At 59.4% G+C, this 23,220-nt stretch carries 23 protein-coding genes and 1 other RNA gene; 3 read left to right on the top strand and 21 right to left on the bottom strand.

The features are described 5' to 3' along the window. Positions 1-11: 11 nt before the first annotated feature. The 9 genes from mraY to rsmI form a co-directional block, all read right to left on the bottom strand. Positions 12-1,097, bottom strand: coding sequence for a phospho-N-acetylmuramoyl-pentapeptide-transferase (mraY, locus tag ACFOZ5_RS10020; protein WP_379886910.1), 1,086 nt, complete (start codon positions 1,095-1,097; stop codon positions 12-14). Further along, the gene (locus tag ACFOZ5_RS10015; RefSeq protein ID WP_379886909.1) at positions 1,097-2,467 is read right to left on the bottom strand and encodes a UDP-N-acetylmuramoyl-tripeptide--D-alanyl-D-alanine ligase; all 1,371 of its coding nucleotides are present in this window, start codon (positions 2,465-2,467) and stop codon (positions 1,097-1,099) included. The genes mraY and ACFOZ5_RS10015 overlap by 1 nt, the downstream gene beginning before the upstream one ends. After that, on the bottom strand, positions 2,464-3,948 hold the full coding sequence (locus tag ACFOZ5_RS10010; RefSeq protein WP_379886908.1) for a UDP-N-acetylmuramoyl-L-alanyl-D-glutamate--2,6-diaminopimelate ligase: 1,485 nt from the start codon (positions 3,946-3,948) through the stop codon (positions 2,464-2,466). Before ACFOZ5_RS10010 ends, ACFOZ5_RS10015 begins: the two co-directional genes overlap by 4 nt. A gap of 4 nt (positions 3,949-3,952) precedes the next feature. Then, a complete protein-coding gene (locus ACFOZ5_RS10005; RefSeq protein WP_379886907.1) occupies positions 3,953-5,695 on the bottom strand; it encodes a peptidoglycan D,D-transpeptidase FtsI family protein in 1,743 nt (580 codons plus the stop codon). Positions 5,696-5,702: 7 nt separating this feature from the next. Next, positions 5,703-6,119 (bottom strand): cell division protein FtsL, encoded by a 417-nt coding sequence (gene ftsL, locus ACFOZ5_RS10000; protein ID WP_379886906.1) that lies wholly within the window; start codon positions 6,117-6,119, stop codon positions 5,703-5,705. Beyond that, the gene (rsmH, locus tag ACFOZ5_RS09995; RefSeq protein WP_379886905.1) at positions 6,116-7,105 is read right to left on the bottom strand and encodes a 16S rRNA (cytosine(1402)-N(4))-methyltransferase RsmH; all 990 of its coding nucleotides are present in this window, start codon (positions 7,103-7,105) and stop codon (positions 6,116-6,118) included. The genes ftsL and rsmH overlap by 4 nt, the downstream gene beginning before the upstream one ends. Then, positions 7,102-7,554 carry a division/cell wall cluster transcriptional repressor MraZ gene (gene mraZ, locus ACFOZ5_RS09990; protein WP_379886904.1) on the bottom strand — a complete coding sequence of 151 codons (453 nt, stop codon included), beginning with the start codon at positions 7,552-7,554 and terminating at the stop codon, positions 7,102-7,104. Before mraZ ends, rsmH begins: the two co-directional genes overlap by 4 nt. Positions 7,555-7,955: 401 nt before the next feature. Then, an RNA gene (gene rnpB, locus ACFOZ5_RS09985) (RNase P RNA component class A) lies at positions 7,956-8,306 on the bottom strand. A gap of 43 nt (positions 8,307-8,349) precedes the next feature. After that, the gene (gene rsmI / locus ACFOZ5_RS09980; protein WP_379886903.1) at positions 8,350-9,192 is read right to left on the bottom strand and encodes a 16S rRNA (cytidine(1402)-2'-O)-methyltransferase; all 843 of its coding nucleotides are present in this window, start codon (positions 9,190-9,192) and stop codon (positions 8,350-8,352) included. 220 nt (positions 9,193-9,412) lie between these two features. Between rsmI and ACFOZ5_RS09975 the strand changes: the two genes are divergently transcribed. From ACFOZ5_RS09975 to ACFOZ5_RS09965, 3 genes are read left to right on the top strand one after another with little or no spacing between them, the layout of a single operon-like run. Next, positions 9,413-11,362 carry a penicillin-binding protein activator gene (locus ACFOZ5_RS09975; RefSeq protein ID WP_379886902.1) on the top strand — a complete coding sequence of 650 codons (1,950 nt, stop codon included), beginning with the start codon at positions 9,413-9,415 and terminating at the stop codon, positions 11,360-11,362. Between the two features lies 1 nt (position 11,363). Then, the gene (locus ACFOZ5_RS09970) at positions 11,364-11,768 is read left to right on the top strand and encodes a YraN family protein (RefSeq protein WP_379886901.1); all 405 of its coding nucleotides are present in this window, start codon (positions 11,364-11,366) and stop codon (positions 11,766-11,768) included. Between the two features lie 15 nt (positions 11,769-11,783). Next, positions 11,784-12,374 (top strand): D-sedoheptulose-7-phosphate isomerase, encoded by a 591-nt coding sequence (locus tag ACFOZ5_RS09965; RefSeq protein ID WP_379886900.1) that lies wholly within the window; start codon positions 11,784-11,786, stop codon positions 12,372-12,374. 58 nt (positions 12,375-12,432) lie between these two features. On the opposite strand, the gene ACFOZ5_RS09960 is transcribed toward ACFOZ5_RS09965, so the two are convergent. From ACFOZ5_RS09960 to ACFOZ5_RS09905, 12 genes are all read right to left on the bottom strand, one after another. Beyond that, positions 12,433-12,873: a ClpXP protease specificity-enhancing factor gene (locus ACFOZ5_RS09960; protein ID WP_379886899.1), complete on the bottom strand. Its 441-nt coding sequence runs from the start codon at positions 12,871-12,873 to the stop codon at positions 12,433-12,435. Positions 12,874-12,924: 51 nt separating this feature from the next. Next, positions 12,925-13,554, bottom strand: coding sequence for a glutathione S-transferase N-terminal domain-containing protein (locus ACFOZ5_RS09955; RefSeq protein ID WP_379886898.1), 630 nt, complete (start codon positions 13,552-13,554; stop codon positions 12,925-12,927). Between the two features lie 108 nt (positions 13,555-13,662). Beyond that, positions 13,663-14,418, bottom strand: coding sequence for a cytochrome c1 (locus ACFOZ5_RS09950; RefSeq protein ID WP_379886897.1), 756 nt, complete (start codon positions 14,416-14,418; stop codon positions 13,663-13,665). Further along, complete coding sequence (locus tag ACFOZ5_RS09945) at positions 14,415-15,647, bottom strand: cytochrome b (RefSeq protein WP_379886896.1); 1,233 nt, start codon at positions 15,645-15,647, stop codon at positions 14,415-14,417. Before ACFOZ5_RS09945 ends, ACFOZ5_RS09950 begins: the two co-directional genes overlap by 4 nt. After that, positions 15,647-16,243 carry a ubiquinol-cytochrome c reductase iron-sulfur subunit gene (gene petA, locus ACFOZ5_RS09940; protein WP_379886895.1) on the bottom strand — a complete coding sequence of 199 codons (597 nt, stop codon included), beginning with the start codon at positions 16,241-16,243 and terminating at the stop codon, positions 15,647-15,649. The genes ACFOZ5_RS09945 and petA overlap by 1 nt, the downstream gene beginning before the upstream one ends. A gap of 240 nt (positions 16,244-16,483) precedes the next feature. Further along, positions 16,484-16,876, bottom strand: coding sequence for a 30S ribosomal protein S9 (rpsI, locus tag ACFOZ5_RS09935; RefSeq protein ID WP_379886894.1), 393 nt, complete (start codon positions 16,874-16,876; stop codon positions 16,484-16,486). Positions 16,877-16,888: 12 nt separating this feature from the next. Then, entirely contained in the window at positions 16,889-17,317 is a 429-nt protein-coding gene (gene rplM / locus ACFOZ5_RS09930; protein ID WP_379886893.1) for a 50S ribosomal protein L13, read from the bottom strand. Between the two features lie 224 nt (positions 17,318-17,541). Next, positions 17,542-18,315: a TatD family hydrolase gene (locus ACFOZ5_RS09925; protein ID WP_379886892.1), complete on the bottom strand. Its 774-nt coding sequence runs from the start codon at positions 18,313-18,315 to the stop codon at positions 17,542-17,544. Between the two features lie 30 nt (positions 18,316-18,345). Continuing rightward, positions 18,346-19,932: a peptide chain release factor 3 gene (gene prfC, locus ACFOZ5_RS09920; protein WP_379886891.1), complete on the bottom strand. Its 1,587-nt coding sequence runs from the start codon at positions 19,930-19,932 to the stop codon at positions 18,346-18,348. Positions 19,933-20,039: 107 nt separating this feature from the next. Continuing rightward, positions 20,040-20,546 (bottom strand): ribosomal protein S18-alanine N-acetyltransferase, encoded by a 507-nt coding sequence (rimI, locus tag ACFOZ5_RS09915; protein ID WP_379886890.1) that lies wholly within the window; start codon positions 20,544-20,546, stop codon positions 20,040-20,042. Beyond that, positions 20,546-21,394: a hypothetical protein gene (locus ACFOZ5_RS09910; RefSeq protein ID WP_379886889.1), complete on the bottom strand. Its 849-nt coding sequence runs from the start codon at positions 21,392-21,394 to the stop codon at positions 20,546-20,548. Before ACFOZ5_RS09910 ends, rimI begins: the two co-directional genes overlap by 1 nt. Positions 21,395-21,404: 10 nt before the next feature. Next, complete coding sequence (locus ACFOZ5_RS09905) at positions 21,405-22,952, bottom strand: 2-isopropylmalate synthase (protein ID WP_379886888.1); 1,548 nt, start codon at positions 22,950-22,952, stop codon at positions 21,405-21,407. Positions 22,953-23,220 lie beyond the last annotated feature (268 nt).

Raw genomic sequence — 23,220 nt, 5'->3', positions numbered from 1 at the left:
CGTATCCGTTCCTAACGCAATTTCAGACTTGAAAGCCCGATCAGTACCAGAATCACCGTGATCACCCAGAAACGGACAATCACCCGGGGCTCTGGCCAGCCCTTGAGCTCAAAGTGATGGTGCAGCGGCGCCATGCGGAAGATCCGGCGCCCGGTCAGCCGAAAGGACGCCACTTGCAGGATCACCGAAATGGTTTCCATCACGAACACCCCGCCCATGATGAACAGCACAATCTCCTGGCGGACGATAACCGCCACCACACCAAGTGCCGCGCCCAGGGCCAGGGCCCCCACATCGCCCATGAAAACCTGCGCGGGGTAGGTGTTAAACCAGAGGAAGCCAAGCCCTGCCCCAACGAGGGCGCCGCAGAACACAATCAGTTCGCCACTGCCGGGCAGATGGGGGATGAGCAGGTAATCAGCGAATTGTGTGTGCCCGGAAACATAGGCAAAAACCGCCAGCGCACCGGCCACCATCACAGTCGGCATGATGGCCAGACCGTCCAACCCGTCGGTGAGGTTGACCGCATTGCTGCTACCCACAATCACGAAATAGCTCAGCAGGATGAACAGCACCGGCCCCAGGGTCAGAGAGACACTCTTGAAGAAGGGCAGGTACAGCGACGTTTCCTGGGGCAGTGCCGAGCTGTAGAACAGAGCGACTGCCGCAGTGGCGCCGATCACCGACTGCCAAAAGTATTTCCAGCGGGCCGGCAGGCCCCGGGGGTTGCGCTCCACCACCTTGCGGTAATCATCAACCCAGCCAATGGCGCCAAAGCCCAGGGTCACCAGCAGTGTGATCCAGACATAACGGTTGGCCAGGTCCGCCCACAGCAGCGTGCTGACCGCCACAGCCACAAGAATCAGCGCGCCGCCCATGGTGGGTGTGCCGGCCTTGCTCAGGTGGGTCTGCGGGCCGTCATCCCTCACCGCCTGGCCAATCTGGTACTGGCTCAGCTTACGAATCATCGTAGGGCCGATCAGCAGCGAGATCAGCAGCGCGGTCAGAATGCCGAGGATCGCCCGCAGGGTCAGGTACTGGAATACCGTCAGCTCGGTAATGTATGGCGCTAACAGTTCTGTCAACCAGAGCAGCATCAGTTATTCACCTTTTCTTGTAACATCTTGACTACCCGGTCCATGGCAGAACTGCGGGACCCTTTGACCAGTACCGTCATGGGCCCGGTGATATTGGCCAGCAGCCATTCCACGGACTGCTGATGTGTATCGAACCGATGGGCTTCGGCACCAAATCCTGTCACCAGCGACGTGCATCCGTCTGAGGTGCCGACCACCAGAAACTGCTCAATTCCCAGATGACGGGCATGCTCACCCACTTCCCGGTGCAGCTGATCGCCCTCAGCTCCCAGCTCCGCCATGCCACCGAGCACCACGACACGAATGGGTGCTTCCCGGGACAGTACTTCCAGGGCCGCCTTCATGGAGCTGGGGTTGGCGTTGTAACTGTCATCAATAACCGTTACTCGATCATTCAACGGTTTGAGTTCCAGGCGACCGGCTGCAGCCTTGACCGCCTTCAGCCCCGACAGGACAGACACCCAGCCGGCACCTGCGGCTTCTGCCGCCGCCATGGCCAACAGCGCATTGCAGATATTGTGCTCGCCCGGCAGATTCAGGGTCAGAGTGCGCTCGCTACCGTCCGGGGTAATCACCCGGATGCTGTAGACGCCATTGGCCAGCTGGTAACCAACGCAGCGATAATCTGCCTCGTCACCCCGAGCGCTGACGGACATCACGCGGCGATTGCCGGCACGGTGTTTCCAGGTCTCAAAGGCAGGGTCATCCCGGTTCAGCACCACGGTGCCGCCTGCCCGCACACCGTCAATAATCTCTCCCTTGCCCTGGACAATGTTTTCGTAGCTTCCGAAACCTTCCAGGTGGGCCTCACCGGCGTTGGTAATCACAACCACCTCCGGCGCCGCCGCGGCAACGGTATGGGCAATTTCGCCCAGGCCGCTGGCGCCAAGCTCAATGACCGCGAAACGGTGCTTCGGCGCCAGGCGGAACAGGGTCAACGGCGCACCGATATGGTTGTTCAGGTTGCCCAGGGTGGCCAGGGTTTCACCCTCCCTGGAGAGGATGGCTGACAGCATTTCCTTGAATGTCGTCTTGCCGCTGCTGCCGGTCACGGCAACCACCCTCGCGCTGCTCAGATCCCGGTTGTAACGGGCCAGGTCAGCGAGAGCCTGGACCGTGTCCGGCACGACCAGTTGCGGCAGGGCCACGGCCTCGTCTGGAGTGTCGACCACTGCCGCGATGGCGCCGGTCTCTCGTGCGGTTGCCAGGAACTCATGGCCGTCAAAACGCTCGCCCCTCAGGGCAACGAACAGATCGCCCGCCTGCAGTGCTCGAGTGTCGGTGCAGATATCCCGGACCGACCCGGTCGCGGCTGGCGCCAGGGCACCCAGCACCCGGGCGACCTCTGCCAGGGCAAGCGCCCGCATCATGCCGCACCCCCGTTGAGGCCAAGGGCCTCCTGTACATGGGCCAGATCACTGAACGGAGTACGCTTGCCATGACGTTCCTGCCAGGCTTCATGGCCCTTGCCCGCCACCAGCACGACATCCCCGGGCCGGGCTAGGTCGATTGCCGCACGGATGGCGTCTGCCCGGTCATGAATCACCGTGGCGCCTTCGCGGTTTTCAAGACCGGCCAGAATGTCCTGTACGATCGCCTCCGGTGACTCGCTGCGGGGGTTGTCATCGGTGATAATCAGCCGGTCAGCGCCACGTTCGGCCTCACGCCCCATCTCGGGCCGCTTGCCGGTATCCCGGTCACCACCACAGCCAAACACACAGATAAGCTGGCCATGGGTATGCGGACGCAGCGCTGCCAGGGCATTGGCCAGCGCATCCGTGGTGTGGGCGTAATCCACAACCACGCGGATGCCGGACGGACCGGTCACACTCTCAAGACGTCCGGGCGGCGGCGTAATTCCGGGCACAGCCACCCTGACCGCCTCCACAGAAACCCCGAGACTCAACACCGCAGCCATGGCTGCCAGCAGATTGCTGGCATTGAAGCTGCCCATCAAAGACGCCGACACGGAAAAAGCGCCCCACTGGCCGTCGACGTCCGCTTCAAAACCGGTCGGGGAAGGCGAAAAGCCTGTCAGCCACAGTTCCGTCTGGGCTTCGTGGAGGCTATAACGTACCCGATCACAGAGCCCTTCTGTCTGCTCATACAGCTGACGCCCGAACGGGTCATCGAAGTTGATAATCGAAAAGTGCAGCCCTTCCCGGGTGAACAGTGAAGCCTTCGCCTGGCCATAGGCCTCCATGGACCCGTGATAATCCAGGTGGTCCCGGGTCAGATTGGTGAACACCGCTCCGGTCATGTTGACGCCATCAACCCGTCCCTGGTCCAGGGCGTGGGATGATACTTCCATGGCCACCACACGGGCCCCCTTTCGGGCCATATCGAACAGGGCACGGTTTACTTCCACCACGTCCGGAGTGGTATGAGTCGCGGTGGCAAGATTATCGGGCATGCCGTGGCCGAGGGTGCCCAGCACGCCACAGGGGATATCGGCCCCATTGAGCAGTTGCGAGATAAAATGAGTGACAGACGTCTTGCCGTTGGTGCCGGTCACCCCCACCACCCGAAGACGCCGCGACGGATGTTCGTAGAACCTGTCGGCTATCTGACCCAGGTGACTGCGCAGTGATTTGAGGGGGACGACCAGTGCACCCCGATATTCGTAACAGGGTGCCGACTCCGACACGTCCAGGATGATAACGATGGCGCCAGCACGGATAGCATCGTCGACATAATGATCGGCGGTCGTCTGGCTGCCCGGCATGGCGACGAACGCATCCCCCATTCCCACCTGCCGGCTGTCCGTTCGCAAACCGTGTATGGTTACATCAAAAACCGAGGGCACCTCGACAATGCCCTGCAACAGCGTACTCAGCGACGTCATGCACATGACCTTACCCTCGCTCCCCGGGCCTGCCGGGCGTCTGGGTGGCCGCTTCCACAGCGGTCAACTCTGGCCGAACATTCAGCAGCCGCAGGGCATCGCTCATAACCCTGGCGAACACCGGCGCGGCCACCTCACCACCGTAGTAATCTCCACCCTGCGGGGCATCCACCGCCACCACAGTCACAATTCTCGGATTGTCCATAGGTGCCATACCCGCAAAAATGGCTTTGTACTGGCTGTCTTCGTAGCCGTTGGCACCCACCAGATGCACCGTGCCGGTCTTGCCGCCGGCGGTATAGAGCGCCGGATTGGCACGCTTTCCGGTGCCATTCTCGACCACTTCCTGCAGCATTCCGCGAACCTGTGCGGCGACCTTTTCAGACAGCACCCGCTGCCCGACGGCCGGCTGTTGCCGACGATTCAGAGTCACCGGGTAACGGGTACCGCCGTTGGCAACCACCATATAGGCCTGGGCCAGCTGCAGCGCATTCACACTCATGCCGTAGCCATAGGACAAGGTCGCCTCTTCCACGGGGCGCCAGTCACTGCTCATGGGCAGTACACCCACAGCCTCGCCGGGAAAGCCGATACCGGTGGGCTGTCCAAGCCCCAGCTGGAAATAGAAATCCCTGATCACGTCCCCTCCGATATCGTTGGCGATCATGCTGATACCAACGTTGCTTGAGCGGGAGATGATCTCTGTCATGGACAGCTCACCGTAATTGCGATGATCACGGATGGTAAAACGGCCAAAGCGCCGGTAACCCGGCGCAGTGTTGATCATGGAGTCCAGCTGATACTCGCCGGACTCCAGGGCAGCAGCCATGGCCAGTGGTTTCATGGTGGACCCGGGCTCGAAAAGATCCGTCAGTGCCTTGTTTCGCAACCGGTCAGGGCTGAGAGAGGTTCGGTCGTTGGGGTTGTAGGACTGCTGGTTGACCATGGCCAGCACTTCGCCGGTTGAAACATCCAGCATTACCAGGGTTCCGCCCCGTGCGTTGTGGGCCTGCACCACCGCCTTCAGTTCACGATAGGCGAGATACTGCAAACGCAGGTCGAGGCTGAGGGTGAGATCCTTGCCGGGCTTGGCATCCCGGATCAGCGATAGGTCGCGAATCAGGCGCCCGCGATTGTCGCGTAGTACACGCTTGCGCCCGGGTACACCACTGAGCCAGTTATTATAGGACAGCTCAATACCTTCCTGCCCCTGCTCGTCAATATTGGTAAAGCCCACCATGTGAGCTGTCACTTCACCTGCCGGATAGTAGCGCTTGTATTCCATACGGCTATAGAAGCCAGGGATCTCCAGCGCCAGCACCTCACGGGCCAGGGAAGGCTGGATCTTTCGACGCACGTAGATGAATTCTTTGGAGGCATAATCCCGCATGCGCTGGCGCAGCCGGGCGTCGTTGATACCCAGCAGGCTGGCGGCGGTGGTCAGTCTGGGGTCATCCGGATCCACCTCCCCCGGGTTGGCCCACAGGGTTTCCACCGGTGTACTGACGGCCAGGGGCTCACCATAGCGATCAGTGATCATGCCCCGATGGGCATCGATGGGGTCAACGCGAATGGTACGAACGTCGCCCTGCTGTCGCAGGAACGCCTGATCCACAACATGCAGATCAACCAGCCGCCACCCCAGCACGGCGGTCACCATCAGAAAAACGCCCAGCACGCAGCCAAACCGCCAGGCCTTGAGCCCGGCGGCGATTTTCTGCATGACGATGGACGATTCCTGATGCTGCGCCATAATAATGCTATCTTCCCGCTGCAACCGCCTGACCAGTATTGGCATGGGGCACGAGCACAATGTGCTCCTGCCCCGGCACGATCATATTCAGATCTTCCACAGCCTTCCGCTCAATGCGACCGTGGGCGCTCAGCGCGCTCTGCTCCAGCAACAGCTGGCTCCACTGGCGCTGATAGGCGTCCCGCTGACCCTGCAATTCCGACAGAGCGTTGTACAGTTCCCGGTTCTGGTGGGCACTGACAGCCACGCCGATGGCCGACCCGATCAACAGGATCGCAAGCCCCAGAGTGACAACAACCCGCGGCTCCGACAGTGCACGGAAGATTCTCGCGGACAACTTCAGTGCGTCCGACACCCGGGTGCGCACATTACCCCGGGTCAGTGCCGGCGCCTTCGCCGGTTTTTCAATTGTGACGGCACTCATTCGGATGTTACTCCCCTGTCTTCAACGCGGCGCTCCAGAACCCTCATCACGGCACTCCGCGCACGGACATTTTCCTGTACTTCAGGCTCACTGGCCTTCAGGGCCTTGCCTATCAATCGGTATGGCGGCTCCACTTCCTCCGCACGGACCGGCAACCCCCGGGGCAACTGCGGGCCACGGGAGAGATCCCTCATGAACCGCTTGACGATGCGATCCTCCAGGGAATGAAAGCTGATCACCACCAGTCGGCCACCCGGTGCCAGCAGCTGGACGGCCTTTTTCAGCCCGACCTCCAGATCCTCCAGCTCCCGGTTGATGAAGATCCGTACAGCCTGAAAGCTCCGTGTTGCCGGGTGCTTGTGTTTTTCCTTCTTGGGCACGGCCTGACGCACCAGTTCAGCGAACTGGCGAGTAGTGACCAGCGGTTCCTCGACCCGCTTCTGCACCACCGACCGGGCGATCCGTCTCGAGAACCGCTCCTCACCGAAACGAAAGATGACATCCGCAATATCCTGCTCAGCCGCAGTGTTCAACCATTCCGCGGCACTGGGGCCACGGGATGAATCCATCCTCATGTCCAGGGGGCCATCGCTCATGAAGCTGAAGCCGCGCTGTGGATCATCAAGCTGGGGTGACGACACGCCCAGATCCAGCAACACCCCTGTCACCGAGCCCGGCTCCCAGCCCTGAGCGGATGCGGCATCGTCCATCTCGGCGAATGAGCCGTGATAAACGACGAAGCGGCCGTCCTCGGCCGCCAGAGCTTCACCAAAACGGACCGCGTCCGGGTCCTTGTCAATCCCGACCAGCCGGCCGCTACCCTCCAGACGCTGTAATATCAAACGGCTGTGACCGCCACGACCGAAGGTGCCATCGATAAACCGCCCCCGGGGATGAGCAACCAGCAAATCCACTGCCTGGTCCAGCAGCACCGAGCGATGAAGCGACTGCCCAGCCTCCGGGTCGAATGAGTGGTCGGCGGTCATAGCGACAGGGCCTCCATCTCCGGCGGCATCTCGTCGTCATCGTCTGACTCATCCAGCCAGGCGAACCAGCGCTCTTCGCTCCAGAGCTCCAGTTTCTTGCCCTGGCCGATCAACATGAGCTTCTTTTCCAGCCGGGCATAACTGCGCAGCGTGGGCGGAACCAGCACACGACCGGCGGAATCCAGCTCCAGGGGGGTTGCATGCCCCAGAATAAGCCGCTGAAGCCGGCGGGCCTTCTTGTTCATGTTGGGAAGCGCCAGAACCTGGGTTCGCACGTTCTCGAAGACCGGCTCGGGGTATACCAGCAGGCAGCGCTCTTCGTCGGCATTGGCAGTAAGCACGATGCGACCACCGCACTCCTCCTGCAGTTCCTCACGCACACGGGCAGGAATCGCCAGGCGACCCTTCGCGTCCATATTGATTGCGTGACTGCCAAGAAAGTTGCTCATCGCTCAAGGTGCAGACCCTGCTGCCGCTCCTGCCTGTTATGTGACTTCCCGTGGAGGACTTTTACACCGTGACCCACTGGCCACCACTTTCATTCCACCAATAACCACTAAATTCCACTTTTTCCCACTCCTGCACACTATAGGAACACGACAACCACAATGCAAGCGGTTAAAAGGGGTCTCACATTACGAAAGTTTCTTTAATGACAAGGGGTTAGAGAAGAACAAAAAGGACATGTAGAAAGATACGGGGGAGAACTTCCTGCAAATCAAATGCCTGCAGAGACATTCGGAGAAAGTGAAAGAAGTCTAAGACTTTTTCGCTATAACAAAACCTGTCGTCAAACCACGCACTTCACAATCTGACAAGCAGGTATCAGTGGGGCGGGTAAAAAAAGAAAAAGGCGAGCTCGCCGATAAGCCGGGTTCTGTCGTGGACAGTCATTCATCTAGGGCCTGCGTTGCCACAGGCCTCAAGCAACCTACCCGAGTCCAGCGCGGGCCACGCCATAGGACTCCTATTTGGTCTTGCTCCAGGTGGGGTTTACCATCGCCGCGGTCTGTTGCCAGCCACGCGGTGCGCTCTTACCGCACCATTTCACCCTTACCGGCGCCCAAAGGCGCTTAGGCGGTATACTTTCTGTTGCACTTTCCGTCGGCTCACGCCGCCCAGGCGTTACCTGGCACCTTGCCCTGCGGAGCCCGGACTTTCCTCCCCCGGCGTAACCGGCGGCGACTGTCTGGCGAGCTCAGGCGAGACCATACCCCCGCACCGCGGCAGGCGCAAGGCATTTATCAGGATTCGCGGAGTGCCAGGGCACGCTGATAGAGCTCATTGCGGGAGCGCCCTGTCAGCTCGGCGGCAATCTTTGCCGCCTTCTTTACCGGCAGCTCGGGCAAAAGCAGCGAGAGCACCTGATCGGCATCGACAGCAACACCTTCCTCCGGCCCCAACGGCGCCCCCGCCACCATCACCACATACTCACCCTTGCCGGCATTGGCATCACCTTCCAGTTGGGCCAGTACGTCGGATGCCGTCCCTGAATAGAACGTCTCAAAGGTCTTGGTCAGCTCCCGGGCCAGCACCACTTCCCGCTCGTTACCGAACACACTGACCACATCGCCAACCATTCCCTGAATTCGGCGCGGCGACTCGTAGAATATGAGCGTCGCTGTTTCCCGGGCCAGCGCCGTTAACGCCTTGCGGCGACCAACGGCCTTTGCGGGCAGAAAGCCCTCGAACAGAAACCGGTCGGTGGGCAAGCCGGCGGCGCTGAGCGCCGCCACCATGGCACAGGCACCGGGCACCGGCGTGACAATAATGCCCCGCTGCCTGGCGGCCTTCACCAGCACATAACCCGGGTCGGAGATCAGCGGCGTACCGGCATCGGAAATCAGAGCCACTGACTCCCCCCGCTCAATACGATCCAGCAACGCTGACGCACGCTCTCTTTCATTATGGTCATGCAACGCCCACATAGGCTTGCTCAGGCCGAGATGCTGCAGGAGGCGACCACTGTGCCGCGTATCTTCCGCCGCCACCAGGTCGACCCTTCCCAGTACCTGCTCAGCACGACGGGAGAGATCATCGAGATTGCCAATCGGTGTGGCAACGATGAAGAGTGTTCCGGCAGCCATTGCCGAGGTGTTATCTGATCCCAACCCGAAATCCCCGCTACGAACCTGTGAAATAGCCGCCAAGCTGGTAAACTTGCAGCCCCTGACACCATTTGGGGAGCCTCTGCGTCAGTCCTGATCACCGCCTGGACACCAGGCATCGCCCGGAGTGATCCAGAGCTCCCTTACAGAGAGACACTATGCCGGCCCTGTGCCGGTACCTCAAGGAGCCTTGCCTGTTATGCGTTGTCACCTGCCAAACCTGCGGCACATTGCCATGGCATCTACGCTGATCGCCCTGCTGGCCAGCGGCTGTACCCCGATCCAACTGCAGAACAACGCCATCCAGTCTGCGGCCGACGCCCTGTCAGCGGCGGAAGAGCTTTCAGCTGGCCTGGAGAGTCAACGCTTCCTGCTGCGCTCCGCTGCGACTTTCCAGGAAAATGGCCAGGATCGCTATGCCCGGGACATACTCCGTAGCGACGCTTTCAACCAGCCGGCAGAGGAAATCAACAACCAGTACCTGCTGCTTGGCATGAAGAGCGCCGTTGCACTGGAAGATGCGGACTGGGCCATCAAACTGGCTGCGGCCATACCCACGTCCCAGTATCAGCAGTATCCGGAAGATCTGCAGGCCAGAGCCGCCCAGCTTCAGGAGCAGACCTACAGGCTGGCCAATACGCCCCTGAAGCTGGCCCAGTTCCTGATGGGCGTGCAACCGGAACTGCTTGAATACGATCGGCAACAGCTGAACGATGGTATCTGGCAGGCACTGAAGGAAACGCCGGACGCCGCCCTTGAGAAAGCCGCCACCTCGGCTATCGGCCTTGAAAACCAGGGGTGGTATGAGTTGGCTGCCACCTTGCGCCAACCAGGCATGAGCCTTGAAGCTCAGGGCAATGCGGTGCGTAACTGGCGCTTCAACTGGATCGGGCATCCGGGGACCGAAGCCGTGCCAAGTGAACTGGCCCTGCTGACCCGGGTTCTGGAGGAACGCCCGGAGCGTATCACCCTGGCGCTGCCCCTGTCGGGGCCACTCTCCGCCGCTGGCAACATGGTCCGCGAAGGCTTCCTGGCGGCCTACTACGCCGACGGCCAGGAAGCTGAAACCATGCAGCCCCCCGAGTCAGACTCTGCTGATAATCAGAGCGTCGCTGCCGAACCACCAAAGCAGGCCGTTCGGTCCAGCACCACCATTTCCATCGTCGATACCAATGGTCGCAGCTTCGAGGAGATGATGCCGGAAATCCTGGCTAACAACCCGGACCTGATCGTAGGCCCGCTGGCCAAGGAGGAGGTAGCTGCTCTTGCCAGTCGCAACGACCTTCCGGTTCCCGTGCTCGCCCTGAACTATGCGCCGAAACAGCAACAACCGGCGCCAGCCAAGCTGTTCCAGTTCGGCCTGTCTGTTGAGGATGAAGCCCGACAGATCGCTGAACGCATTGTCGAGGAAGGACTCTCCCAGGCCCTGGTGCTGATCCCCCGGGGGGATTGGGGCGACCGCATCGCAAACGCCCTGGAAGAACGGATGGGCGAACTCGGCGGCATCATCCTGGATATGGAACGCTACGCCGAAGAGGACAACTTCCGCGATGTCAGCGCCGAACTGCTGGGCATTAATGTCAGCCGTGAGCGGGCCATCGAGCTTGAGCGGACCATGGGCCTGAATGTGGAATTCGAACCCAGGCGCCGGCAGGATGCGGAAGCCATCGTCATGGTCGCGGAGCCGATGATTGCTCGGCAATTCAAACCGCTGTTTTCCTTCTATTATGCCAATGATGTCCCGGTGTTCTCGCCTTCCATCATTTATGGCGGACGTCCGGCTCCCTCCCGGGACAGGGACGTGAACGGCGTCTATTTCACGGACCTGCCCTGGATTCTGGACCGCGAACCAGAGTTCCGCCAAAAAGCCTACGACGAATTCGAGAACCTTGACGGCCCCCTGGGGCGCCTGTTCGCCATGGGTGCGGATGCCTGGACCCTTAGCATCAACCTGCCGCTGATGCAGCAGATGAATGACCACCGGGTACCCGGCCACACAGGCGACCTGTGGCTGGACGCCAATAACCGGGTTCACCGCACCCAGATGTGGGGGATGTTCGAGGAAGGCGTTCCGGTCATTGCCTCTGAAGACGATGGAGAGACCACGGAAACCGATCAGGAGGAAGCGTCGGAAGACGTCATTAACTGACATGACCGCCAGGGAAGGCAAAACTCAAGGGTCCGGAGCGGCCGCCACCCGCAAGCAACAGGGCGACCACGCTGAAGGCGTAGCGGCCCGTTACCTGGCCAGCCAGGGCGTTACCATCATCGAACGCAATGTCTTCAGTCGTGGTGGCGAAATCGACCTTATCGGCCGGGATGGCCGGACGCTGGTATTCTTCGAGGTAAGGTACCGGAAACAGGGCGGACTGACGGATGGCGCCGGCTCCATCAGCTGGCGAAAGCAGCAGCGGGTAATCAGGGCCGCCTCCTGGTATCTGCACCGCCATGGGCTCTGGAACCAGGACTGCAGGATTGACGTTATCGCCATAGCACCAGGCGATACCCACAAGTACAGGATCCGCTGGATCAGGAATGCCATTCAAGCCGAGTAATGGAACCACCAAGCCATGAACAGCACTGAAGACACGGTCAGCCAGTGGTTTGCCGACCACATGGAGCAAACAGCGATGGCCGGCAGCCAGGTAGCGCCGCTCATCCCAGAAGTCGCCGACGCCCTGGTAAACACATTACTTGGCGATGGTAAAATCCTGGCTTGCGCCAACGGCAACGCCAACACCATTGCCCAGTATTTCTGTACCGCACTGCTGGGGAGACTCAGCCAGGACAGACCCGGGCTCCCTGCGATAAATCTGGGCGCTGACGCCACCACCTATTCCGCCATCTGCCGGGATAACCGGTTCAACGAGACCTTCGCCCGCCAGGTAACCGCCATCGGAAAGCCTGGCGATACCCTGATGGTATTCGTGGACGACGGCCACAAGGCCAACCTGATCCAGGCCATTCTGGCGGCCCATGAGCGGGATATCGGAGTCATTGTCATCAGCGCCAGGGAAAAAACCGACATCAGCTCATTGCTACAGTCACAAGACCTTGAGATCACACTGAACGACCTGGAACCCGTGACGGCAACGCCCATCATGATGCTGATCACCAGTGCGCTGTGTCGGTTGGTGGAACAGAACCTGTTTGGTGGCTAATGTGGAAAGGAAATGAGGCAATGCTGGCCATAAAACCCTGACCAGCATTGAATAACGGTTACTTTACAACCTTGAGACTGGGACGGCCGCTGGGACGACCTGATTCATCTTTTGACTCCCGACCAGGCTCGCCGGGCTTGGGCTTGCTACCTTCCGGGTCCGGGGACCCTGGCTCACTTCCGAATACCATCCCCTCTCCGTTTTCGCGCGCATAGATCGCCATGACCGCTTGCAGAGGGATATAAACCTGCATCGGCACCCCTCCGAAGCGAGCACTGAACTCCAGCGCATGGTCGCCGATCGCAAGGGCCTTTACCGCAGACGGACTGATATTGAGCACAATCTGCCCGTTGGCGACGTGGTCCGCGGGAACCTGAACATCCTGGATACTGGCATCCACCACAATGTGAGGCGTGCAGTGGTTGTCCAGAATCCAGTCGTTAAAGGCCCGGACCAGATAGGGACGGCTGGACGTCATGGTCACCTTGTGTTCAGACACGTTGCTCTCCCGGCACTCAGGGCTGCGCCGTCCGAGCGGCGCACCCGTCAGTTAACTGCGAATATCTTCTTCCAGGTCGGACAGGCTTGCCTTGAATCCTTCGCGACCGAAGATGCGCTCCATGTACTTGGTTATCGGCTTTGCCTGCTTGGCATCCAGCTCAATACCAAGTGATGGCAGACGCCAGAGAATAGGCGCGATACAACAGTCGACGATGGTGAACTCCTCAGAGAGGAAGAACGGCATCTCACCAAACAGGGGGACGGTGGCCTGCAGGCTCTCCCTGAGCTCCTTCCGGGCCGGCTCGGAGGACTTTGCGGAGGGGTCCTCCAGAATCTGATCCACCAGGCCGCACCAGTCCTTCTGGATACGATGAATCATCAGGCGGCTATTCGCCCGCGCGACCGGATACACCGGCAGCAGCGGAGGATGAGGAAACCGCTCATCCAGGTACTCCATCATGATGTTGGGTTCGTAGAGCACCAGATCCCGATCCACCAGGGTCGGCAGGGCATTGTACGGATTCAGGTCCGCAAGTTCTGACGGCGGATTGTCCGGATCAACATCCACAACGTCGACGGTAACACCCTTTTCCGCAAGCACAATACGAACCCGATGGCTGTAATGGCTGGAAGGGTCCGAGAAAAACGTCATTGATGACCTCTTGGTCACAACGCCCATAGAACGACTCCAAGATAATAAGACAGATAGCTACTGCTGAACGCAAAAAACCAGCGGGCCATACGAGAGGCCCGCTGGATCTTGCCGCATCAATTATACGCTAAAACGTCAGTGCACGTCTTTCCAGTACTCACGGTTCAGCAGATAGGCAAAGATGAAGAACACCGCGACAAAAATCAGAACCAGAATGCCCAGGCGCTCACGCTCCACCTTGACCGGATCCCCCATGTAGGAAAGGAAATTGGTCAGGTCGTACATGGCACGGTCGAATTCCGCCGGCTCCATGGAACCTTCGACAGCCCACTCCTCACAGATATCTGTGCCACGAACATTGCCACTGAGCGGGTCTACGCTGGGGTTCGTACCGATCTTGGGAGGAACGGCGCACAGTCCCTGCAGATCGACGAGCGCGTGAGGCATGCCAACATTGCCGAACACGGCATTATTGACGCCCAGGGGGCGACTCTCATCCTTATAGAAGGCCCGGAAGTAGGAGTACAGCCAGTCTTCCCCGCGCACACGGGATACCAGTGTCAGATCCGGCGGCGCATTACCAAACCAGTCAGCGGCCTGGTCCTTGTCCATGCCGATTCCCATCAACTCACCAATCTTGGCGCCGGTGAAAATCAGGTTCTCCTTGAACAACTCTGGCGGAATATCCAGATCGTCAGCCACCCGTTTGTAACGGGCGTACTCAAGCGAGTGGCAACCGGCACAATAGTTCATGAAGGTGGCCGCACCACGCTGGAGAGACGCGTCGTTGGTGTGGTCTGCCTCTATACTATCCAGATGAACACTGGAACCTGCTGCCAGCGACAGGGCCGGCAGGACCGCAATGAAAAGACCCAGAATCAGTTTTTTCATCCTGTCACCCTCTCTGGTACTGGCTTGGTTTTTTCCATGCGTGTATAGAACGGCATGAGAATGAAGTACAGGAAGTAGAACGTGGTCAGAATCTGAGCAACCGTGGTTCTTCCTGCGGTTGCAGGAACAATACCGAGATAACCCAGGACCACAAAACTCACCGCGAAGATTGCGAGCGCGATCTTGCTCAGCCAACCCTTGTAGCGAATGGAGCGCACAGGACTACGGTCCAGCCATGGAAGCACGAACAGGATCGCAATAGCGGCGCCCATTACCACCACGCCCCAGAACTTGGCGTCGAGGCCGAACAGGTCAACGGTCACCGCCCGCAACATGGCGTAGAAGGGCGTAAAATACCAGACCGGTGCTATATGATTCGGTGTCTTCAGGGGATTCGCCGGCTCAAAGTTGGGCTTTTCGAGGAACAGCCCCCCCATTTCCGGGAAGAAGAACAGAACCACGAAGAACACAAAGAAGAATACGGCAACGCCCATCAGGTCGTGAACGGTGTAATAAGGATGGAACGGGATACCATCTTTGGGAACGCCGTTTTCGTCCTTGTTCTTCTTGATATCAATGCCGTCGGGGTTGTTGGAGCCCACTTCGTGAAGCGCCAGGATATGCAGCACCACCAGACCAAGCAGAACGATTGGCAGAGCGACCACGTGGAGTGCAAAGAAGCGGTTCAGGGTAATACCGGAGATCAGGTAGTCACCACGAATCCACAGGGACAGGTCATCACCAATAACCGGGATGGCACCAAACAGGTTAACGATAACCTGAGCCCCCCAGTAGGACATCTGCCCCCAGGGCAGCAGGTAACCCATGAAAGCTTCTGCCATCAGCACCAGGTAGATCAGCATGCCGAAGATCCAGATCAGCTCGCGGGGCTTCTGGTAGGAACCGTACATCAACCCACGGAACATGTGGAGATAGACCACCACGAAGAAGGCAGAGGCACCGGTGGAGTGCAGGTACCTCAGCAGCCAACCCCACTCCACATCACGCATGATGTACTCGACGGAGGCAAAGGCGCCTTCCGCCGAGGGGTTATAGCTCATGGTGAGCCAGATACCGGTCACCAGCTGGTTGACCAGCACGAGCATGGCCAGAGACCCGAAGAAATACCAGATATTGAAATTCTTGGGCGCGTAGTATTTCGCCAGATGCTTGTTCCATGCATCGACAATCGGCAGACGTTCATCAACCCAGTTGATCAGCTTGTTCATTACGCAGCCCCCTCAGGATCCAGACCAACGGTCAAGGTAAACTCATCGTCGTAACGATGGGGCGGTATCTCCAGGTTGGTCGGTGCCGGCTGATTCGGGAAGACCCGACCAGCAAGATCATACTTGGAACCGTGACAGGCGCAATAGTAACCGCCCAGCCAGTCTTCGCCCAGATCCGCCGGACCAACTTCCGGGCGATACTGGGGCGAACACCCCAGGTGCGTGCAGATACCGATCAAAACCGAGTAACCTTCCTTCAGTGTTCGCAGCTCACCGTCGATATACTCCGGCTGGGAGGCCTCCTCGGACAGGGGATCCTTGACCCGGTCGTTCATCTCCTGAATCCGCTCGGACATCTCGTCAGTGCGGCGGACAACCCACACTGGCTTGCCTCGCCACTCGACCGTCATTTGCTGACCCGGCTCGAGCTTGCTGACATTGACGGTGACCGGCGCGCCTGCTGCTTCCGCCTTGGCACTGGGATTCCAGGATGCCACAAAAGGTACAGCCGCACCGACGACGCCGACACCCCCAACCACGGAAGTTGCGCCTATCAGAAACCGGCGTCGGCCCTGGCTAACGTCGCCATTATTCATTATGGTTTTCTCCCATCAGGCAATGCGATTACCGCCTTTGAGGCCGCTCACACATTGAAAAGGACTTCACAACCCAAGATTATAAGCGCACAAATGGTAATGAAATTGCCAGCACCTTACAAGCGCGAAACCCGCCAAGAACCCCGAAACCATGCCACAGATCAACTCTGTACAGGCATCGAACGGACAATAAAAAACCCGGCACAAAGCCGGGTTCTTCTGCCAAATCCGGAACCGGATTTAACGCTTGGAGTACTGAGGACGCTTACGCGCCTTACGCAGACCAACCTTCTTGCGCTCGACCTGACGGGCATCACGGGTAACGTAACCCGCCTTGCGCAGCGCCGGACGCAACGTCTCGTCGTAATCCATCAATGCACGAGTCAGACCGTGACGAATCGCCCCCGCCTGACCACTGGTGCCGCCGCCGGCAACGGTGATCTGGATGTCAAAGCGATCAGCGGACTCGGCCACAACCAGAGGCTGGCGAACGATCATCCGCAGAGTTTCACGACCGAAGAACTGCTCAATGGTACGACCATTGATTGTAATGTTACCGCTTCCCGGCTTGATAAAGACGCGAGCCGTGGAGTTCTTGCGGCGACCAGTACCGTAATTTTGTGTTACAGACATATCCGCCTTCCGTTAAATGTCGAGTTCTTTGGGCTGCTGGGCTGCATGAGGATGCTCATCACCAGCATAGACTTTCAGCTTCTTGAACATGGCGCGACCGAGGGGACCCTTCGGCAGCATACCCTTCACAGACTTCTGAATGATCTGCTCGGGAGCCTTGTCAATCAGCTTCTCGAAGTTGATGGACTTGATACCACCGGGGAAGCCGGTATGGCTGTAGTACATCTTGGCATGAGCCTTCTTGCCACTCACCCGCACCTGGCCGGCATTGATCACCACGATGTAATCGCCAGTGTCGACATGAGGGGTGTACTCAGGCTTATGCTTGCCCCGCAGACGACGGGCGATCTCGGTTGACAGACGACCCAGCGTCTTGCCGGCTGCGTCTACAACGTACCAGTCACGCGTTACGGTTTCTGGTTTCGCACTCAGAGTCTTCATTGAATCCGCCTTGAACGCTACAAAAAATAAACGTTGAAAAACCTCCATGCCGACGCTGTGGGAGTGACGCCAGGCGAGGTTTTATACCTGTTGGCCGGAAAGCCTCAAAAAGCTACCGGCCGGGACAATGTCGTTCGGGGCTGAGCCGACATTGTCGCCATGAAAAGCCAGGGCGCGGATTATATACAAACCCGCGGCCGATTCCAAGTAATTAACCGTCCGCATCAATCAACCGGCCAGCGATACAGGCGGTGGACATTGCGCTTCAGGGCCGCCGCCAGTTCGGCTTGACCCGACTCAAGCAACTCCGCAAGTGAGGTCAGTATTTGCCGAAGGTTCGCAGGCTCGTTCTCGCCCTTGGCAACGCCCGCAGGGGCCATGTCCGGGGCATCGGTTTCCAGCACCAGATGGTCCACCGGTAACCGCGCCACGGCGCTGCGGGTTTTTCGGGCGCGGTCGTGCGTGATCACGCCCCCGATACCCAGAAAACAGCCCAGCTCGACCAGGGCGCGGCCCTGTTCATAGCTGCCGGAAAAACCATGAACCAGCACCGGCATGCCTGGTCGCTTACGCCGCAGCACGCCGATGACTTCATCATGGGTGCGCACGGAATGGATGATCAGAGGCAGGTCGAGTTCGACAGCCATGTCCACCTGGGCCTCGAACCAGGGCATCTGACGCTCCAGGCTTCCGTGGAGTCGGTCCAGGCCGCATTCGCCGACCGCAACACACTTCGGCCCTGATTGCCTTAACCGGCGTTTCAGCTCCGTGAGCGCCCCCTCATCATGTTCATCCACATACCAGGGGTGAATCCCCAGGCAATACCACCAGTGCTCGCATTCGGACGCCACACGGATCACACGATCCCAGTCTTGCTGACGAACCCCGGGGATAACCAGGCGCTCGACACCCACTTGCCTGGCCCGACTCCAGATCTCGCCCCGACTCCCCTCAAAACCGGCAAAGTCAAAATGGCAATGAGCATCAACCAGGCGCACGCTATCTTCCCCCTTGCGGTATCGCAGGCGTCAGTGTTCCCGGGTCTTGTGGAACAGGATATCCGGATGGCGCTCTTGCGCCAGCTGAAGATTGACCATGGTGGGCGCAATATAGGCCAGCCGGTCACCCCCGTCCAGCGCCAGGTTGTCATTGGCCTTACGCTCGAACTCGTCCAGCTTGCGCGGGTCATCAGAGGTAACCCAGCGGGCGGTAGCGACATTGATGGGTTCGTAGACAGCGTCGACCTTGTATTCGCTCTTCAGGCGGGCGACCACCACATCGAACTGCAACACACCCACCGCGCCAACAATCAGATCATTGTTCCGCAGTGGACGGAAAAGCTGCACAGCACCCTCTTCCGAAAGCTGTATCAGCCCCTTCTGAAGCTGCTTGGTCTTGAGCGGATCCTTCAGGCGAATGCGGCGGAACAGCTCGGGCGCGAAGTTGGGAATACCGGTAAACTTCATGCTTTCGCCAGAGGTGAAGGTATCACCCAGTTGAATGGTGCCATGGTTGTGCAGACCGATAATATCGCCCGCAAACGCCTCGTCTGCATGTTCCCGGTCACCAGCCATGAACGTCAGCGCATCGGAAAAACGCACCTCCTTGCCAATGCGTACGTGGCGTGCCTTCATACCCTGCTGGTACTTGCCGGATACGATACGCATGAACGCAACCCGGTCGCGATGCTGCGGGTCCATGTTCGCCTGGATCTTGAATACGAAACCGGAAAATCCGTCTTCCGTCGGCTGCACGGTCCGGGTGTCGGTTTCCCTCGGCAACGGCGATGGCGCCCACTCCACCAGGCCATCAAGCATATGATCGACGCCGAAGTTGCCCAGGGCCGTACCGAAGAACACCGGGGTCAGCTCACCAGCCATAAACAGCTCATGATCGAACTCGTTGGATGCCCCCTTGACCAGATCGATCTCATCACGGAGCTCAGCGGCATAGCCACCCAACACCTTATCCAGCTCTGGGTTGTCCAGCCCGGCAATCACCTGTGTGTCCTGGATGGTATGCCCCTGCCCGGTGCGGTACAGGACCACCTCATCCCGCAGTAGGTGGTAGACCCCCTTGAAACTCTTGCCCATACCGATGGGCCAGGTAACCGGTGCGCAAGCGATCTTGAGCACGTCTTCCACTTCGTCCATGAGTTCCACCGGGTCACGGGTATCCCGGTCCAGCTTGTTCATGAAGGTGAGTATGGGTGTGTCCCGCAGGCGCGTAACCTCCATCAGTTTGATGGTTCGCTCCTCGACGCCCTTGGCTGCATCGATCACCATCAGGCAGGAGTCCACTGCCGTCAGCGTGCGGTAGGTATCCTCGGAAAAGTCCGCGTGGCCTGGCGTGTCCAGAAGGTTGACCAGCCGTCCGCCGTAGGGGAACTGCATGACCGACGTGGTCACTGAAATGCCCCGCTCTTTTTCCATTTCCATCCAGTCGGACTTGGCATGCTGGCCCGATTTCTTGCCCTTGACGGTGCCCGCCTTCTGAATGGCCTGTCCGAACAAAAGAACCTTTTCGGTAATGGTCGTCTTACCGGCGTCCGGGTGGGAAATAATGGCAAAGGTGCGCCGGTTGGATACTTCTTTGGCAATCTTACTATCGGACATAGCCTCACACTTGCATTAACAGGACATTCTGGAAAGGAGACCGGGCAATTCCGGCACTGATCAAAAGGTGCGCATTCTCACCCATTGCACGGCAGGATACAAACACCTCATGGGTCTGGACCCGTCGCCCCGAACTCCAGGATCATCACCAGGGCATCCTCACGGGTAGCGCCGTCCGGATAGTAGCCCGGCCGTTCGCCAACCACTGCAAACCCCTCGGATTCGTAAAGCTTACGGGCCACGTGGTTGCTGGCACGCACCTCCAGCACCACACGATGCATACCCTGCATCACGGCCGCCCTCAACAACGCCCGCAGCAATTGGCGCGCCAGCCCGCGACCACGGCTGGCCGGGCGCAGGCACAGGTTCAACAGATGGGCTTCATCGTAGAGAGCGGCCAACACCCCATAGCCTGCCATCTGACCACACTGCTCGACGCCCAGCACCGTGTATTCCGATCGGAAGCTGTCACGGAAGACCCCTTCGCTCCAGGGGTGCGAGTATCCAAGCCGCTCGATTTCCAGAATCTCGGGGATATCCGGCTCAGCCAGAGCCCGCAGCCCCTGGCCCATTTCAACAACCCGGTGCAGGATGTCGTGCGGACCAGAAGACATCATGACCGCCCGGCTTTCTGCAACGCCTGCCAGAGCGCATGTTTTGCGCCGGGATCCGACGACAGCGCGACCAGCCCCCCTGGGAAAGACACCGTCGCCTCACCAAGCGGGGCGATCACATCCTGCCACAACGACGACCTGCCAGAGGCCGACTCCTCCGGTTCCAGCCCCAGCCACAGCTGCTTTGGCCGGCTTGTGGCTTCCGCCATCGCCGATACCACTTCCGCCGCTCCCCTAGCGTCATTCCCGGGCACCCCTGGGTTACTGAAAACCGGCCAGCGCAATACCTCTGTACTGACGATGTTATCGCCCAATGCTTTTAATATATTGACCGCAAGCCGGTCTTCAAGTCCGCGACTGGCGGTGTCAGGACAGCTGCTGACCAATAGCCATTGCTCTCCGATCCAGAAACGCCACTGGAATGCGATGGCTTTTCCGGCCAGGGTGTCATCCACCGGCTCAACCGGGACCCGCTCTGGTGTCGGTGCGACATCCGTCTCCGTTGGTGTACTCTGTGAGGATGCTCGAGTGGCCGCAGGCGTTCTGGCGGTGGTTGAGCGACCGCCGCCGGCAAAAACCTCTTCCCGGGCCGTTGGGTCAGGAGCTGCGTCGGTTTCTGATAACAACCCCTGCAGTCTGGCCAGGCCTTTACGTGAGGCCTCAGACACCGGTCGGGGACCCCGGGTAACGGGCGGGGCCTCCGCCGACCCGGTCCCGCTCTGCGTCTGCCCTGCCGGCTCGCCGAAATCGTAATCAGGACTGGGAGCCGCGCCGGGTAAGACTGATCGGGCGTACCAGAGCCTGACTCCAGCTACGCCCATGACAAACTGACGCTGGGCCTCGTTCATGTCATGCCCCTCAGACATCGGCTCCCTGCGGGTGTTGGCGCACGCCGCCCCGACTGATCAGGTTCAGGGCCTCGATATAGGCCTTGGCAGACGCAATGATGATGTCGGTATCGGATCCCACTCCGTTGACGATACGACCACCCCGCTCAAGCCGCACAGTGACCTCCCCCTGGGCGTCAGTGCCACTGGTAATGGCGTTGACCGAGTAAAGCTGAAGATTGCAACCGGAATCCACCAACGATTCAATAGCCTTGAATGTTGCGTCTACCGGTCCACTGCCTTCTGCTTCAACGGTATATTCCCTGTCATCCATTAAAAGGGTCACATTGGCCTTCGGAACAACTCCGGTTTCGGAACAGACCTGCATACAGACCAACCCGAAACGGCCATCCTCTTCTTTTTGTCGGGTATCGCTGGCAATAGCCTGCAGATCCTCGTCAAAAATCTCATGCTTCAGGTCCGCCAGAGCCTTGAATCGCGTGAAGGCTTCATTCAGCTCGGTCTCTGTGTCGAACTGAATGCCCAGCTCGAGCAGGCGGGAACGAAACGCGTTACGACCGGAGTGCTTACCGAGAACCAGGCTGTTCGTGTGCCAGCCCACATCCTGAGCCTGCATGATCTCGTAGGTTTCCCTATGCTTGAGCACCCCGTCCTGGTGGATCCCGGATTCGTGGGCAAACGCGTTGGCCCCAACAATGGCCTTGTTAGGCTGGACGGGAAAACCGGTGATGGTCGAAACCAGACGGGAGGCTGGCACGATGTGCCGGGTATCAATACGCGTATCCACCCGGAAATGATCCTGGCGGGTGCGAACCGCCATGACGATTTCCTCCAGGGAGGCGTTCCCCGCCCGTTCGCCCAGGCCGTTAATGGTGCACTCAACCTGCCGCGCCCCGTTTTCGACGGCGGCCAGGGAGTTCGCCACTGCCAGCCCGAGGTCATTGTGACAGTGAACGGAGAACACCGCCTTATCGGCGTTAGGCACCCGGTTCATGATCCTGGCAATGGTGTCGCCAAACTGCTCCGGTATGGCGTAGCCAACAGTGTCGGGGATGTTGATCGTACCGGCGCCGGCGGCTATCGCTGCTTCAATGATCCGGCAGAGGAAGTCGAGGTCCGAACGACCGGCATCCTCGCAGGAGAATTCCACATCATCCACGTGATTGCGGGCGCGTTTGACCGCACGAACCGCCTGCTCCACCACCTGGTCCGGCTCCATCATGAGCTTGTGTTTCATATGGATCGGAGAAGTCGCGATAAAGGTATGGATCCGTGGCCGCTCGGCGGGGCGAATCGCTTCCGCCGCCCGGTCAATGTCCCCGTCCACCGCCCTTGCCAGACTGCAGATCGTGGACTCGCGAACATTCTCGGCGATTCCCTTCACCGCCTCGAAATCGCCCTGGCTCGCAACCGCAAAGCCAGCCTCAATCACATCCACCCGCAACTTCTCCAGGGCCTTTGCGATTCGCAATTTCTCGGCGCGGGACATGGTTGCGCCAGGACTCTGTTCGCCATCCCGCAGGGTGGTATCGAAAATAACGAGATGTTCTTTGGACATGGGGACTCCGGTTGAGCGACTGCCTGCACTGTGCAGGGCGCCTTTGACGTTAAATCGTCAAAAGCCTTGCGAGGTTTTGTGATTCAGCTGGATAGTATAGCAGTGGGCTTGCCTGGCAGTTACCCCTTCCGCAGGCCATCGCAGGCCCATAATTCCCCTAACGAAAAAACCCCGGCAGCGCTAGCTGTCGGGGTTTTGGTATTAGGAGCCTGACGATGACCTACTCTCGCATGGGCAATGCCACACTACCATCGGCGCTGCTCTGTTT

This window comes from Marinobacter lacisalsi, assembly GCF_042651045.1.
GTDB classification, from domain to species: domain Bacteria; phylum Pseudomonadota; class Gammaproteobacteria; order Pseudomonadales; family Oleiphilaceae; genus Marinobacter; species Marinobacter lacisalsi.
Note: the sequence above shows the minus strand (reverse complement) of the source record. Positions and strands in the feature narration are given on the sequence as shown.